This is a genomic window from Saccharopolyspora sp. SCSIO 74807 (assembly GCF_037023755.1).
GTDB classification, from domain to species: domain Bacteria; phylum Actinomycetota; class Actinomycetes; order Mycobacteriales; family Pseudonocardiaceae; genus Saccharopolyspora_C; species Saccharopolyspora_C galaxeae.
Genome location: NZ_CP146100.1, coordinates 1,182,203 through 1,196,575 on the forward strand (window position 1 = coordinate 1,182,203; position 14,373 = coordinate 1,196,575).

The 14,373-nt window shown below is 70.7% G+C and carries 13 protein-coding genes; 7 read left to right on the forward strand and 6 right to left on the reverse strand.

The annotated features are described in order from the left end of the window. Positions 1 to 405: 405 nt before the first annotated feature. Positions 406 to 1,545 (forward strand): phosphoserine transaminase, encoded by a 1,140-nt coding sequence (gene serC / locus V1457_RS05220; RefSeq protein WP_338600915.1) that lies wholly within the window; start codon positions 406 to 408, stop codon positions 1,543 to 1,545. A gap of 266 nt (positions 1,546 to 1,811) precedes the next feature. Continuing rightward, positions 1,812 to 2,774 (forward strand): septation protein SepH, encoded by a 963-nt coding sequence (gene sepH, locus V1457_RS05225; protein WP_338600917.1) that lies wholly within the window; start codon positions 1,812 to 1,814, stop codon positions 2,772 to 2,774. Between the two features lie 122 nt (positions 2,775 to 2,896). Here sepH and V1457_RS05230 read toward each other — a convergent pair whose 3' ends face one another. Together V1457_RS05230 and V1457_RS05235 are read right to left on the reverse strand one after the other, a co-directional pair. Further along, complete coding sequence (locus V1457_RS05230) at positions 2,897 to 3,520, reverse strand: DUF2537 domain-containing protein (RefSeq protein ID WP_338600919.1); 624 nt, start codon at positions 3,518 to 3,520, stop codon at positions 2,897 to 2,899. Further along, positions 3,517 to 4,323: an RNA methyltransferase gene (locus tag V1457_RS05235; protein WP_338600921.1), complete on the reverse strand. Its 807-nt coding sequence runs from the start codon at positions 4,321 to 4,323 to the stop codon at positions 3,517 to 3,519. The genes V1457_RS05230 and V1457_RS05235 overlap by 4 nt, the downstream gene beginning before the upstream one ends. A 182-nt stretch (positions 4,324 to 4,505) precedes the next feature. On the opposite strand from V1457_RS05235, the gene V1457_RS05240 reads away from it, so the two are divergent. From V1457_RS05240 to V1457_RS05255, 4 genes are all read left to right on the forward strand, one after another. Continuing rightward, positions 4,506 to 5,840 carry a multidrug effflux MFS transporter gene (locus V1457_RS05240; RefSeq protein ID WP_338600924.1) on the forward strand — a complete coding sequence of 445 codons (1,335 nt, stop codon included), beginning with the start codon at positions 4,506 to 4,508 and terminating at the stop codon, positions 5,838 to 5,840. A gap of 54 nt (positions 5,841 to 5,894) precedes the next feature. Beyond that, complete coding sequence (locus V1457_RS05245) at positions 5,895 to 6,830, forward strand: aldo/keto reductase (RefSeq protein WP_338600927.1); 936 nt, start codon at positions 5,895 to 5,897, stop codon at positions 6,828 to 6,830. 159 nt (positions 6,831 to 6,989) lie between these two features. Further along, the gene (locus V1457_RS05250; RefSeq protein WP_338600930.1) at positions 6,990 to 8,486 is read left to right on the forward strand and encodes a glutamate-cysteine ligase family protein; all 1,497 of its coding nucleotides are present in this window, start codon (positions 6,990 to 6,992) and stop codon (positions 8,484 to 8,486) included. Between the two features lie 122 nt (positions 8,487 to 8,608). Continuing rightward, positions 8,609 to 9,238, forward strand: a complete 630-nt coding sequence (locus V1457_RS05255) for a superoxide dismutase (RefSeq protein WP_200068402.1) — start codon at positions 8,609 to 8,611, stop codon at positions 9,236 to 9,238. Between the two features lie 250 nt (positions 9,239 to 9,488). On the opposite strand, the gene V1457_RS05260 is transcribed toward V1457_RS05255, so the two are convergent. The 3 genes from V1457_RS05260 to V1457_RS05270 form a co-directional block, all read right to left on the reverse strand. Then, entirely contained in the window at positions 9,489 to 10,718 is a 1,230-nt protein-coding gene (locus tag V1457_RS05260; protein WP_200068401.1) for an MFS transporter, read from the reverse strand. Positions 10,719 to 10,857: 139 nt separating this feature from the next. Further along, positions 10,858 to 11,292, reverse strand: a complete 435-nt coding sequence (locus tag V1457_RS05265) for a MarR family winged helix-turn-helix transcriptional regulator (protein WP_200068400.1) — start codon at positions 11,290 to 11,292, stop codon at positions 10,858 to 10,860. Between the two features lie 126 nt (positions 11,293 to 11,418). Beyond that, a complete protein-coding gene (locus tag V1457_RS05270) occupies positions 11,419 to 12,966 on the reverse strand; it encodes an NCS2 family permease (RefSeq protein ID WP_338600936.1) in 1,548 nt (515 codons plus the stop codon). 46 nt (positions 12,967 to 13,012) lie between these two features. Here V1457_RS05270 and V1457_RS05275 point away from each other — a divergent pair, with 46 nt between their 5' ends. Continuing rightward, positions 13,013 to 13,318: a DUF2530 domain-containing protein gene (locus V1457_RS05275; protein WP_307849870.1), complete on the forward strand. Its 306-nt coding sequence runs from the start codon at positions 13,013 to 13,015 to the stop codon at positions 13,316 to 13,318. Here V1457_RS05275 and V1457_RS05280 read toward each other — a convergent pair. Continuing rightward, positions 13,315 to 14,316 (reverse strand): IS481 family transposase, encoded by a 1,002-nt coding sequence (locus V1457_RS05280; RefSeq protein WP_338604824.1) that lies wholly within the window; start codon positions 14,314 to 14,316, stop codon positions 13,315 to 13,317. The genes V1457_RS05275 and V1457_RS05280 overlap by 4 nt on opposite strands. Between the last annotated feature and the right edge of the window lie 57 nt (positions 14,317 to 14,373).

Here is a 14,373-nt window from a genome sequence, read left to right on the forward strand (position 1 = left end):
ATAGCTTGATCGGGTGGATCAGCAGCCTCCCGGCCGAACCCGGCCAAGGCGCGGGCGAACCGCTCGCAACACCGTCCTGAGCTCCTGCGCGCCAGCCCTCCGGACCGCGAACCTACCGCTGAAACCCCTGGTCACAGCATCCGAACAGGCTCCTCGCGCACTCCGCATGCTGGCCAAAGCGCGCCCCGGGCAGTAAGTTGCCCACCGGCTCGGGCGCCGCGGCCGGCGTTCACCTTCCGGACACGCCGCCGCAACGCGCCGCCACAGGAACCGGCAACGCCGCCGGTCATCCCGGGCGATCCGGGTTCCACCCGAACCCCGATCCGCCGCACCCGGACGCGCCGCACCCCGACATCGGGGTAACCGCGAGCCAAGCCGACCCGAACGACCACCGGAGGCGCCGGAATGACGCAGGCCGAGACCGACCCGACGACCCTGAAACTGCCCAGCGAGCTCACGCCCTCCGACGGCCGCTTCGGCTGCGGCCCGTCCAAGGTGCGCACCGAGCAGCTCGCCCGGCTCGCCGACGAAGGCGCCTGGGTGATGGGCACCTCGCACCGGCAGAAGCCGGTGAAGTCGCTGGTCGGAAGGGTTCGCGAGGGCCTGTCCCAGCTGTTCTCGCTGCCCGCGGGCTACGAGATCGTGCTCGGCGTCGGCGGCACCACCGCGTTCTGGGACGCCGCGGCGTTCGGGCTGGTGCGGGAGCGCGCGCTGCACCTGACCTACGGCGAGTTCTCGCAGAAGTTCGCCAAGGCCACCAAGGACGCGCCGTTCCTCGGCGACCCGGTGGTCGTCTCCGCCGAGCCCGGCGACGCCCCCGCACCGGTGTCCGACCCGAGCGTGGACCTGATCGCCTGGGCGCACAACGAGACCTCCACCGGCGTGATGCTGCCGCCGACCCGTCCCGCCGGTTCGGAAAACGCGCTGATCGCGGTGGACGCGACCTCGGGCGCGGGCGGCCTTCCGGTCGACCCGGCCGACGTGGACGTCTACTACTTCGCCCCGCAGAAGTCGTTCGCCTCGGACGGCGGGCTGTGGCTGGCCGCGATGAGCCCGGCCGCGCTGGAGCGGATCGGCGAGATCGGTTCCTCGGACCGCTGGGTGCCGGAGTTCCTGTCGCTGACCACGGCGCTGGACAACTCCCGCAAGGACCAGACCTACAACACCCCGGCGGTCGCCACGCTGTTCCTGCTGGCCGACCAGATCGACTGGATGAACTCCAACGGCGGGCTGGACTGGTGCGTCGCGCGCACCCGCGAGTCCTCGCAGCGGCTGTACCAGTGGGCGGAGGCGTCGAAGCACGCGACGCCGTTCGTGCAGGACCCGGCGAAGCGTTCGCAGGTGGTCGGCACCATCGACTTCGACGAGTCGATCGACGCGGCCGCGATCGCCAAGGCGCTGCGGGCGAACGGGATCCTGGACACCGAGCCGTACCGCAAGCTGGGGCGCAACCAGCTCCGGATCGGCACCTTCCCGGCGATCGAGCCGGACGACGTGACCGCGCTGACGAGGTCCATCGACTGGGTGGTTTCGCAGCTCTCCTGAGCGCGGCGCAGCCGGTCTCCCGAGGTCGTCGGCGCACCATAGCGGCCGACACGTCCGTGTTCCCGAACTGAGATCGATCACTTGCAGTGATCAACACGGCGGCCGGGCTCGGCCACGAGTTCGCAAGTCGACCGCCATTCAGGCAAGATCGGGGACGGAGAGGATGGTCACGAAGCGACACCGAACCCGGCGCGCCCCCTCCGTCAAGCGGGCACGCCGGGTTACGGTCACAGCTTGGTGACGACAGTGACCGGGGAGGCTGGCGTATGCGCGCGCTGCGGGTGGTCGGGCTTGACGAGGACGGTGAGACCGTCATCTGCGAGGACCCGGAGAACGGCGACCGTTTTTCGGTGCCCGCCGACGAGCGACTGCGCGCGGCCGCGCGCGGTGATCTGACCCGGTTGGGCCAGGTGCAGATCGAGATGGAGGCGCAACTGCGCCCCCGCGAGATCCAGGCCCGCATCCGGGCGGGCGCCTCCGTCGAGGACGTCGCGGCTTCTTCCGGCGTGCCGGAGCAGCGGGTCGAGCGCTACGCCTATCCGGTGCTGCTGGAACGCGCCCAGATCGCGGAGCGTTCGCAGCGCGCGCACCCGGTGCGCGAGGACGGCCCGGACGTCCAGACCCTCGGCGAGGTCGTCGCGCACACCTTCGGGATGCGCGGGCACGACTTCAGCGACGCCGACTGGGACGCCTGGCGCGGGGACGACGGCAAATGGGTCGTGCGGCTGCAGTGGCAGGCGGGTCGTTCGGAGAACCGGGCGCACTGGGTCTTCCACCCCGGTGCGCACGGCGGCACCGTCGCCGCGATCGACGACCACGCCACCGACCTGCTGGATCCGTCGCCGAACCGGCCGTTGCGCACGGTGCGCCCGGTGACCGCGCTGGCCCGCGAGGCGCTGGAGCTGGAGCAGCAGGAAGGCGCGGAAGAACTCGCGGAGGAGCCGGAGGAGCCGGTCAGCACGCCCGCTCCGGTCGCAGAGCCGACCGCGGTCGCCGAGCCGACTCCGACGGTTCCGGCGCTGGACCTGGACACCGGACCGCAGCCGCAGGCCACGTCCGAGCAGGAAGAAGAGCCGCCCGCCGGGCTGGTCGAGCAGGCCGACGAGGACGACGTGGAAGCGATCGAGGACGAGGCGGCCCGCAACGCCGAGCCTGCGCGGCGGCGCAAGAACCACCCGATCGTTCCGTCCTGGGAGGACGTGCTGCTCGGGGTCCGTTCCCATCGCTGAACCGCTTCGCGCGTGCCGACGGGCCGGCCGGACTCCGCGTTCGCGGTCTGCCGTGCGGTGATAGGGACGAGCGGCGCTTCAGCCGGGCGTCGACGCGGCTGTCTTCGCCGCGCGATCCGGACTCAACCGAGCGCGGACAGCGCCAAGCCGATCCACGCGAGCACGACGCCGATCGCGGTGCCGAACGCCACCCACCGCCACACCGGCACCCGCCTGCCCAGCCAGATCGACGGCGCGAACCCGCCGGCCACGACCAGGTTGACGATCACCGCCAGCAGCACGCTCACCTCGGCCAGCCCCAGGCTGACCACCACCAGCGCGACCACGACGAGTGCTGCGACGAAGGCGGTGACGGTGAGCCCGGTGCCCCACGGCGTGGGTTCCTGGGCGCCGGGCGCACGGCTCACCCGGCCGATCCTGCTGACCCGGCCGCGAGCCGGATCCCAGTAGCAGACTTCGGCGCCGGTCTCGGCCGCCAGCCGGGCGGCGAGCTGGCGCCCGCGGCGGGACATCAGCGTCGCCGAGGTTTCGCCTGCGACCTGCTGATCAGCGGCGACGCCGTGCACCACTTGCGCCCACTCGTGCATGGCCGCGGCCAGCGCGGGCGGCAGCGGAAGCTTCGCCGGGTCGTACTCGCGCACGCCTCGGGTGGAGCGATCTCCGCCGTCTCCGCGCCCGATCAGCACAGCACGTCCCTGCCGCACGCGCAGTTCCCACCTGGAACGCTGCATCGTCGCGCCGCTCATCCGGCCGCACCGCTCATCGCGTGGAACGCGATCGCCCCGGCGGTCGCGACGTTGAGGGAATCGACGTCCTGGTGCATCGGGATGCGCACCGCGACGTCCGCTGCGGTGATGGCCTCCTCGGTCAGGCCGGGGCCTTCCGAGCCGAGCACGATCGCCACCGGTCCGCTGTCGAGCCCGGCCCTGCTCAGCGGCATCGCGTCCGCGCGCGGAGTCAGCGCGGCGACCCGGTGGCCGTTGGCCAGCCGTTCCAACCCGGCGGGCCAGGGGTCCAACGGGGCGAACGGCACACGCAGCACGTGCCCCATCGAGACGCGGATGCTGCGCCGGTAGAGGGGGTCGGAGCATCCGGCCCCGAGCAACACCCCGTCGACGCCGAGCGCGGCGGCGTTGCGGAACAGCGCACCCAGGTTCTCGTGGTCACCGACGCCTTCGAGCACCGCGAGCCGTCGTGCGCGGGCGATCAGCGCGTCCGGGTCGACCGGCTCCGCGCGGTCGGCGACGGCGAGCACTCCGCGATTGAGGTGGAATCCGACCACGCGCGCCATCACGTCGGCGTCCGCGACGTAGGCGGGCACGTCGATCCCCGCGAGCTGGTCGGCGAGCGCGTCGATGCGCCGCCGCACGCCGAGCAGCGCGCGCACCGGGTACGGCGAGGCGAGTAGCCGCTCGACGACCACCACGCCTTCAGCGATCACCAGGCCGCGCCCGCCCGGGCGGTCCGGGCGGCGGTCGGCGGTGGACAGGTCCCGGAAGTCGTCGACCCGTGGGTCGTCGACCTCGGTCACCTCGAACACGCGCGCCACCCGGTCATTTTGTCATTGGGCGGGTCGTCGCCCGCACGGCCTCGTGATCGGCTCGGCCGAGGGGCCGATGACTCAGTTCACAGCAGAAATCGAACGCAGGGCGGGCATAACCCGGCCGACGATCTTGTTGGTTGTAGCGGGCAATTAGCAACTCGAAGGTCCGGCCGAGCCAGAGGAGTCGCATGTCCCCGGCCCAGCAAGCCAGCCACGACGACCCCGAAACCAACCGCACCGCCGACCGGCCGCGCCGGAAGGCCCCGAGCAAGGTCCGCTTCGCGCTCATCCTGGGCGGGCTGACGGCGTTCGGGCCGCTGTCGATCGACATGTACCTGCCCGCGCTGCCCGCGCTGAGCAACGAGCTCGGGGCGTCCGCTGCGCAGTCGCAGCTCACGCTGACCGCAGTGCTGCTCGGGCTCGCGCTCGGCCAGCTCGTCGCCGGGCCGATCAGCGACTCGGTCGGCCGCAGGCGCCCGCTGCTGATCGGGCTGGCCGTCTACATCACGGCGTCCGTGCTGTGCGCGCTGTCCGGCTCGGTGTACGCGCTGGCCGCGCTGCGCGGGTTGCAGGGCTTGGGCGCCGCGGCGGGCGTGGTCATCGCCCGCGCGACGGTCCGCGACCTGTACTCGGGGCGCGAAGCCGCGCGGTTCTTCTCCTCGCTGATGCTGGTCACCGGACTGGCACCGATCTTGGCGCCGGTCATCGGCGGGCAGATCCTCACGCACACCACCTGGCGCGGCGTTTTCGTGGTGCTGACCGGGTTCGGCACCCTCCTGCTGCTGGTGTCCACGTTCCTGCTGCCGGAAACGAAGCGCCAGGAGTGGCGCCAGCCCGCGCACCTCGGTTCGACCTTCCGCACCTTCGGCACCCTGCTGGCCCGGCGTTCGTTCCTGGGCAACGCGCTGACCGCCGGATTGGGCATGTCGGCGATGTTCGCCTACATCTCCGGTTCGTCGTTCGTGCTGCAGGGCGTCTACGGCATGTCGCCGCAGATGTTCAGCTTGGCCTTCGGCGCGAACGCGGTCGGGATCGTGCTCGCCGGTCAGATCAACGCGCGGCTGGTCGGCCGGGTGGCGAACGAGGTGCAGCTGCTGCTGGTGGCGTTGTCCGCGGCCGCGGTCGCGGGCGTGGTGCTGCTGGGCGTTGCGCTGCTGAACCTGCCGCTGCCGTTCCTGCTCGCGGCGCTGTTCGTGATGGTGGCGTCGCTGGGCTTCGTGATGCCGAACACGACGATGCTCGCGCTGGCCGACAACCGCGACGTCTCCGGCAGCGCCTCCGCGCTGCTGGGCGTCAGCCAGTTCATCGTGGGCGCGCTGGCCGCGCCGCTGGTCGGCCTCGGCGGAACCGGGACGGCGCTGCCGATGGCGACAGTGATGTGCTGCGTGGTGCTCGCCGCGCTGGTGGTGTTCGTGACGCTCGGCAGGCACGGGGCCACGGGTACGGAGGTGGTCGCCGGGTCGGCGCGCAACGATCGCGCGGCCGCCGCGGACTCCGAGCGCGATCCCGCAGTCGAGCAGTGATCATCCGGCGCCGATGATCAGGTGTCTGCGCAACCATCACCCAGAAAGGCAACCATGGCCAAGCTCGGAGCTACCGACCTCGACGTCTTCCCGATCTGCCTCGGCACGAACGTGTTCGGCTGGACCGCCGACCGCGACGACACCTTCGCGGTGCTCGACGCCTACCTGGCCGCGGGCGGCAACTTCCTGGACACCGCGGATCTGTACATGGCCAACGCGCCAGGCAACTCCGGCGGTGAGTCCGAGGCGCTGATCGGCGAGTGGCTGCGCAGCCGCGGCACCCGCGACCAGGTGGTCATCGCGACCAAGGTCGGGATGCTGCCGGACCGCCCCGGCCTCTCGGCGCAGAACATCCGCGCGGCCGCGGAGGATTCGCTGCGCCGCCTGGGCGTCGACCACCTCGACCTCTACTACGCGCACCGGGACGACGAGTCCGTGCCGCAGGAGGAAACGATGGCCGCGTTCGACGAGCTGGTGCGCAGCGGCAAGGTGCGGCACCTGGCGGCGTCGAACTTCAGCGCGCAGCGGCTCGAGAGCGCGCTGGCCATCTCGGACCAGCACGGGCTCGCCCGCTACCAAGCGCTGCAGCCGCACTACAACCTCGTCGAGCGCGCCGGGTACGAGGACGACCTCGCACCGCTGGCCGAGCGCGAGAAGCTGCCGGTGCTGCCCTACTTCGCGCTGGCCAAGGGCTTCCTGACCGGCAAGTACCGGCCGGGCGACACGAGTTCGGACAGCCCGCGCGCCGAAGGTGCCCGCGACTACCTGGACGAGCGCGGCGTCAAGGTGCTCACCGCGCTGGAGGAAGTGGCGACGCTGCGTGGCGTTCCGGAGGCTGCGGTGGCGTTGGCGTGGCTGCGCGCTCGGCCGAACGTGGCCGCGCCGATCGCCAGCGCCCGCAACACCGGCCAGCTCGGCGCACTGCTGAGCGCGGCCGAGCTGGAGCTGACCGCTGACGAGCTGGACCGGCTCACCACCGCATCCGGCTGACCGCCGAACCGTTCTTCCCATCGCCGTCTTCCCGCTGGTCACGCGGGGTGCGCCGGGCCGCGGATCGAACACCGTTTTGGACGCTGGTCCGCCGGGTACCGATGTGCCACCGTGGTTGTCCGCCGAGCAGCGTGCTGGCCGACCGAGCGGGGAGACGGCATGGGTAAGCACGTGACCAACCGGGCGTTCAAGCCCGTCGACCGGCAACGCTACCGGGACAAGATGCAGCGGGGCCTGGACGCGCTGGCCCGGATGCTCGCCGACGGCAACTTCTCCTTCCCGCACCAGCAAATGGGGCTGGAGATGGAGCTGAGCCTGGTCGACGAGCGGATGGAACCGTCCATGTCGAACTCCGTGGTGCTGGAGAAGATCAGCGACCCGGCGTTCACCACCGAACTCGGCCAGCACAACATCGAGCTGAACGTCCGGCCGCGCGCGCTGGCCGGGGACGGCGCGCTGGAGCTGGAGCAGGAGCTGCGCGAGGCGCTGCTGGACGCGGACGGCAAAGCGCGGGACGCGGACGCGAAGCTGGTCATGATCGGCACGCTGCCGACGTTGCGGCGCAACCACTTCGATCCGAACTGGCTGTCCCGCGCGCCGCGCTACTCGCAGCTCAACGACCAGATCTTCGCCGCCAAGGGCGAGGAGATGCGGCTGGACATGGAGGGCGCGCCGCTGTCCGACGGCGGCCCGGAACGGCTGCTGTGCTACGCCGATTCGATCTTGCCGGAGTCCGGTTGCACCTCCGTGCAGCTGCACCTGCAGATCGCACCGGAGGATTTCGCCGCGCACTGGAACGCCGCGCAGTGCCTGGCCGGGGTGCAGCTGGCGATCGGCGCGAACTCACCGTTCCTGCTCGGCAAGGCGCTCTGGCACGAGACCAGGGTGCCGCTGTTCCAGCAGGCCACCGACACCCGCCCGCAGGAGTTGAAGAACCAGGGCGTGCGGCCCCGGGTGTGGTTCGGGGAACGCTGGATCACCTCGATCTTCGACCTGTTCGAGGAGAACGTGCGCTACTTCCCAGCGCTGCTGCCCGAACCGGAGGACGAGGACCCGGTGGCGGCGCTGCACTCCGGGCGGGCGCCGACGCTGGCCGAGCTGCGGCTGCACAACGGCACCATCTGGCGGTGGAACCGCCCGGTCTACGACCTCGTGGACGGAGTGCCGCACCTGCGGGTGGAGAACCGGGTGCTGCCCTCCGGCCCGAGCGTGGTGGACGTGCTGGCCAACGCGGCGTTCTTCTACGGCGCGCAGCGCGCGCTGACCGAGCACGACCGCCCGGTGTGGACGCAGATGTCGTTCGCGGCGGCCGAGGAGAACTTCTACACCGGCGCCCGGCACGGCATGGACGGGCACCTGTACTGGCCCGGCTTGGGCTGGATCGCGCCGGAAGAGCTGGTGCTGCGGAAACTGCTGCCGATGGCGCACGAGGGCCTGCGCGCGTGCGGGGTTTCGGACGCGGCGCGCGAGCACCACCTCGGCATCATCGAGGCCCGCTGCCTGCGCAGGCAGACCGGTTCGTCGTGGCAGCGGGAAGTCGTCGGCGGTTTGCAGCGCGCGGGCCACGACCGGCAGTCCGCGCTGGCCGAGATGCTGCGCCGCTACGTCGCGCTGACCGACTCCGCCGAACCCGTGCACACCTGGCCCGTCGACTGATCCCCAGCGCAACCACCTGGTGATCCAGATCAAGTCGGCCCGGAATGCACTTGTCTCGCTGTTGCTACTAGATTGCGATTGCTAGAGACTGCTTACAGCGATACGGCACAGGGAGACGCTCCATGGCTCAGTACGTGCTGCCCGAGTTGGACTACGACTACGCGGCGCTGGAGCCCGCGATCTCGGGGGAGATCAACGAGCTGCACCACAGCAAGCACCACGCGACCTACGTCAAGGGCGCGAACGACACGGTCGAGAAGATCGCCGAGGCCCGCGACAAGGGCGACTTCGGCTCGATCGTGGGCCTGGAGACCACCCTGGCGTTCAACCTGGCCGGGCACTCGCTGCACCTGGTGTGGTGGAAGATCCTGTCCCCGAACGGCGGCGACAAGCCCACCGGCGAGCTGGCCGCGGCCATCGACCAGGACTTCGGCTCGTTCGACAAGTTCCGGGCGCAGATGGAGGCCGTGTCCACGACCATCCAGGGCAACGGCTGGGGCGTGCTGGCCTGGGACCCGGTCGGCCAGCGGCTGATCACCCAGCAGCTGCGGGACCACCACTCCAACCTGTCGATCGCCACCACTCCGCTGCTGGTGTTCGACATCTGGGAGCACGCCTACTACCTGCAGTACAAGAACGTGAAGGCGGACTACGTCAAGCAGCTGTGGAACGTCGTCAACTGGGACGAGGTCGGCAAGCGCTTCGCCGACGCCCGTGCCGGTTACAACGGGCTGCGGCTGCCCACCGCTTGATCCGGCCGGCCGCCTGATCCGCTCAGGCGCTCCAGGCTCGGCAGTGAATGCTCCGACAAGCGACGCTGCCGACACTTCGGGGCCTTCCTCCGGGGAGGCCCCGAAGTGCTGTCCGGGGGCGGTGCCGAGCAAGCCACGCGATGCTCAAACGGCCCGCGATACGGGAACGGCCCCCGCCTCCCGGAGGAGACGAGGGCCGTCCGTTCCCGAACTGACTGCCGCTCCCACCACGAAGCGGACATGTATTAGGTTAGCCTAACCTGCCAGGCTGCACAACCCCCGCGCCGCGAACTCGTCTGAGCACCAGCGCACCGGCCGTCGCCGCGAGCAACGCGAGCACGCCGCCGAGCAACAGCGGAGCCCGCGCGCCCAGGATTTCGGCCAGCCAGCCGGAAGCCAGCCCGCCCAACGGTTTCCCGCCCAGGAACAGCAGCATGTACAGGCCCATCACGCGGCCTCGCATGGTCGGCTCCACCGCCAACTGCACGGTCGCGTTCGCGCTGGTCGTGAACGTCATGACCGCGATCCCGACCGGGATCAGCGCGGCTCCGAACGACCAGTAGGTGGGCATCACCGCGGCCAGCGCCTCCAGCAGGCCGAACGCCGCAGCCCCGATCAGCATCAGCCGCAGCCGCGGGCCTCCGCGTCCGCTGCGGCGCGCCGCGAGCGTCGCCCCGGACAGCGTGCCGATCGCCAGCATCGTGATCAGCAGGCCGTAGCCGTCGGCGTCGCGGCCGAACACGTTGCGCGCGATGACCGCGAACAGGTTCTCGAAGTTCATCCCGAACGTGCCGATGCAGAACACCAGCACCAGCACCACGACCAGGTCCGGCCGCCGCCGCACGTACTGCAGCCCGGCGCGCAGCTGGCCGCGTTCTTTGGGCGCGGGCTTGCCGCGGTACAGCTGCGCCGAGCTCATCAGCAGCAGCCCGCCCACCACGGCCGCCGAACTGCCCCCGTTGAGCAGGAAGACCCAGCCGGTGCCGATCGCGGTGATCAGCAGCCCGGCGATGGCCGGACCGACGATGCGGGCCAGGTTGAACGTCATCGAGTTCAACGCGACCGCGTTGGTCAGCTGCGCCGGGCCGACCATCTCGACGACGAACGATTGGCGCACCGGCGCGTCGATCGCGGCGAAGCAGCCCAGCACGAAGCACAGCGCGTAAACGTGCCAGAGCTGCGCGAGCCCGGACACGTCCAGCATCCCAAGCAACAACCCGCACGCGCCGAGCGCGGCCTGCGTGCCGACCAGCAGCCACCGCTTGTCGAAGCGGTCGGCGATCATGCCCGCCCACAGCGTCAGCAGCAGCGTGGGCAGGAACTGCAGCGCCACGGCCACGCCGAGCGATCCCGCGCTACCGCCGGAGAGTTCGAGCACGAGCCAGTCCTGCGCGGCCCGCTGCATCCAGGTGCCGGTCAGCGACACGACCTGGCCGGAGGCGTAGAGGCGGTAGTTCCGCTCGCGCAGCGACGCGAACATGCCACCGCCGGTATCGGTGCGCGAGCGGCCCGGTGGGGTACCGGAGGCTCCTGGTTCGGAGCCGGTTGCGACGTCGTCCGGGTCGTGACCCGGCGGCTTCGGAGCTCTCCCTGGCCCGGGCGACGTGCTCAGCCCCTTCCTAGCGTTCGGCGATCCGTTCCATTATTTCGGCCGCGCGGCCCAATGCTGCGCGATCTTCGTCGCTGAGGTCCGCTAGCTGCTGGTCGAGCCAGCGTTCGCGGGCGGAGACCTCTTCTTCGATCCGGTGCCGACCGGCCTCGGTCAGCTCGACGATCGCCTGCCGCCCATCGGTCGGGTGCGCCCGGCGCACCACCAGGCCGAGGTCTTCCAGCGCGGCGATCACGCGCGTCATCGACGGCGGCTGCACGCCTTCTTTGGCGGCCAGCTCGCCCGGTGTCATCGCACCCGTCTTGTGCAGCGTGGACAGCGCGGACAGCTGGGTCAGCGTCACCACGGAGTCGGTGCTCTGCGCCCGCAACCTGCGGTTGAGGCGAACGGAGGCGATCCGCAGGCTGCCTGCCAGCGTGCGCTCGCGTTCGGCGATCTCGGACACGTCGTTAGTCTACCAAACTATCTGGCGGCAATTCGGACAAACCCCGCCTTCCGGCGCGGGTGCGGCGGAGCATAGAACACGGCTGCCGCAGCGAGGCACCCAAGGTGGCAGAACGCGGCCCGGAGGTCACGCGCCGAACAGCGCGCTCACCGGATCGGCGACGAAGTACAGCACGAATGCCGCGGACACGACCCACATCAGCGGGTGCACCGCGCGCACCCGCCCGGTCGCCGACTGCAGCAGCACGTAGCTGATGAAGCCGACGCCGATGCCGTTCGCGATGGAGTAGGTGAACGGCATGACCACGATCGTCAGGAACGCGGGCAGCGCGATGGTGAAGTCGGACAGGTCGATGTCCCGGATCTGCGCCAGCATCATCGCGCCCACCACGACCAGCGCGGGCGCGGCCGCCTCCACCGGGATGACCTGGTAGAGCGGCGTGAAGAACATCGCGGCCAGGAACAGCAGGCCGGTGACCACGTTCGCCAGCCCGGTGCGCGCGCCCTCGGCGATGCCCGAGGCCGACTCGACGAACACGGTGTTGGAGCTGGCCGAGCCCGCGCCCCCGGCGACCGCCCCGACGCCCTCGACGGCCAGCGCCTTGCCGATGCCCGGCAGGTTGCCTTCCCGATCGGCCAACCCGGCCTCCTTGCCGAGCCCGGTCATCGTGCCCATCGCGTCGAAGAAGTTCGCCAGCACCAGCGTGAACACCAGCATCGCCGCGGCCAGCGCGGGCAGCCGCGTCCACGCGCCGAACGAGATCTCCCCTACCAGCGACAGGTCCGGCAGCCCGGCGATCTGATCGGGCAGCGCCGGATAGCCCAGGTTCCAGCCAGTGCTGCCGGTGTCCTCCGAAGACCCCGAGTGCACCAGCGACTCGACGACGATCGCGACCACCGTGTTGGTCGCGATGGCGATCAGGATGCCGCCGCGGATCTTGCGCGCGACCAGGACCGCGGTCAGCAGCAGGCCGAACGCGAACACCGCGGTCGGCCAGGACGCGATCGACCCGTCGATGCCCAGCCCCACCGGCACGGTCGTGTTCGCCGAGTCCGGCAGGCGGCGCACGAACCCGGCGTCGACCAGCCCGACGAAGCTGATGAACAGGCCGATGCCGACCGCGATCGCCGCCTTCAACGGCGGCGGCACCGCGTTGAACACCGCGGTGCGGAACCCGGTGGCGACCAGGATCAGGATGATGATGCCGTCGACGACCACCAGGCCCATCGCCTCCGGCCAGCTCACCTGCGCGGCGATGGTCACCGCCAGCAGGGTGTTGATGCCCAGCCCGGCGGCGATGGCGAACGGGTAGTTCGCGATCAGGCCGAACAGCAGCGTCATCACGCCAGCGACCAGCGCGGTGCTCGCGGCCACCTGCGGCACGGTGAGGATGTCGCCGAGCACGTCCCGCTTCGCGGTGGGCGAGTCGGGCGACGAGCTGCCGAGGATCAGCGGGTTGAGCACGATGATGTAGGCGATGGTCACGAACGTGACCAGGCCGCCGCGCAGTTCCCGGTTCAGCGTGGAACCGCGCTCGGTGATCTTGAAGTAGCGGTCCAGCGCGCCGATGCCGCCGCGCCGCCGCGCGGTTCGCCCGCCCGGGTCTACGCCCTGCTCGGCGACGCCTTCGGCGCCCGCCTCCGGGAGCGGTTGCCCGGGAGTGTCCTCCGCCATCACTGACCCTCACCCTGCTGCCGACTACCGGGGTAGCCTGCCCGACGTGGCCGACGACAGTGCATCCGCCCCCGCCTCACCAGCGGCGACACCGCCAGCCCGTGCACACACCGTGCCCGCGCTGCCACGCAGGCTGGCCGAGCCGACGCCCGTGGTGCTGGCCGGGACGCTGCTGTGGCTGGCCGCTGCGGTGCTGTTCGCCGTGGTCGCACCGCAGAGCGTGCAGTTCTGGACCTGCACCGCCGGGTTCGTGCTGGGAGTCATCGGTTACGGAGTGTTCCGCTGGCAGCGCTCCGCGTCCCGCCGCGGCTCCCGCGGCGCGTGGAAGGGACTCGCCGGACTCGACGGCTAGCTGTATGAGGCCATGACGTTGGTGACGCCGGTGGAGAGCCGGGATGCTGGTGGCTGATCTCCGGCGGCAGTGTGTGGCCGATGGTAGTTGTAGTGCACGTTCCAGACCGCCAGAGCCGCGGTGCGGTGGTGTTCGCTGGTCCAGACGCGGGCGTAGAGGAATTCTTCGGCCAGGATTCGGTTGTAGCGTTCGACTTTCCCGTTGTGGCGTGGGGTGTAGGGCGTGATCCGCTGGTGGCGGGCTCCGCGCAGGACGACGGCGAAGTCCTTCGCGCGGTAGCAGGCGCCGTTGTCGGTGACCAGGCGATGAATGTGGGCGATGCCGTGACGGGCGAAGAACGCGCGGGCGCGGTGGACGAATCCGATCGCGGTCCGAGCCTTCTCATCGGGGAGAGCTTCGGTGTAGGCCAGGCGGGAGTAGCCGTCGATCGCGGAGTGCAGGTAGATGTAGCGGGCCCGCTCGCCGCGGGTCTTGCCGCAGGCAACCCGTTTGTCCTGGTCGCTGCCTTTGCCGTGGACGCGCCAGCCACCACCGTCGGGGATCTCGCCGGTCTTTTTCACGTCCAGGTGGACCATGTGCCCTGGCCAGCGAGCGAGGATCCGCCGCGGCTGGCGGTTGCCGGCGCCGGTGGGGTCGAGGAACCTGCGCCGGTTCAGCCCGAGATGCAGCAGCTGCCGACCAACGGTCCGCACCGAGATCATCACACCCTCGGCGGAAAGTTCGGTGGCGATCCGGCGCGCTGAATACTTCCGCTGCCGGCGCAGCTGCTCGATCCGGGTGATGGCCTCGGCAGGTGTGGCGGTGGGCTGGTGGTGCGGAACGCTCGGGCGATCGAGCAGCCCTGCCTCGCCGTGGCGGCGCCAGCGGTTGACCCACTTGCTGGCGCATTGGCGGGAGAGGCCCATCTCGGCGGCGACGTGGGCGATCGGGCGGGTCTGGCACCGCTGCACGAGCCGACGGCGGCCCTCGACAGACAGTGGGGCATTACGGTGATGCATGGACGGGTCTTTCTGTCCGGCGGACGAGTTGGTCGCACTTCTCATCCTGCCGCCGAA

Coding starts and splice junctions, on each gene's coding strand:
- serC (WP_338600915.1), top strand. CDS start 406: ATGACGCAGGCCGAGACCGACCCGACGACCCTGAAACTGCCCAGCGAG.
- sepH (WP_338600917.1), top strand. CDS start 1,812: ATGCGCGCGCTGCGGGTGGTCGGGCTTGACGAGGACGGTGAGACCGTC.
- V1457_RS05230 (WP_338600919.1), bottom strand. CDS start 3,520: ATGAGCGGCGCGACGATGCAGCGTTCCAGGTGGGAACTGCGCGTGCGG.
- V1457_RS05240 (WP_338600924.1), top strand. CDS start 4,506: ATGTCCCCGGCCCAGCAAGCCAGCCACGACGACCCCGAAACCAACCGC.
- V1457_RS05245 (WP_338600927.1), top strand. CDS start 5,895: ATGGCCAAGCTCGGAGCTACCGACCTCGACGTCTTCCCGATCTGCCTC.
- V1457_RS05250 (WP_338600930.1), top strand. CDS start 6,990: ATGGGTAAGCACGTGACCAACCGGGCGTTCAAGCCCGTCGACCGGCAA.
- V1457_RS05255 (WP_200068402.1), top strand. CDS start 8,609: ATGGCTCAGTACGTGCTGCCCGAGTTGGACTACGACTACGCGGCGCTG.
- V1457_RS05260 (WP_200068401.1), bottom strand. CDS start 10,718: ATGTTCGCGTCGCTGCGCGAGCGGAACTACCGCCTCTACGCCTCCGGC.
- V1457_RS05270 (WP_338600936.1), bottom strand. CDS start 12,966: ATGGCGGAGGACACTCCCGGGCAACCGCTCCCGGAGGCGGGCGCCGAA.
- V1457_RS05280 (WP_338604824.1), bottom strand. CDS start 14,316: ATGCATCACCGTAATGCCCCACTGTCTGTCGAGGGCCGCCGTCGGCTC.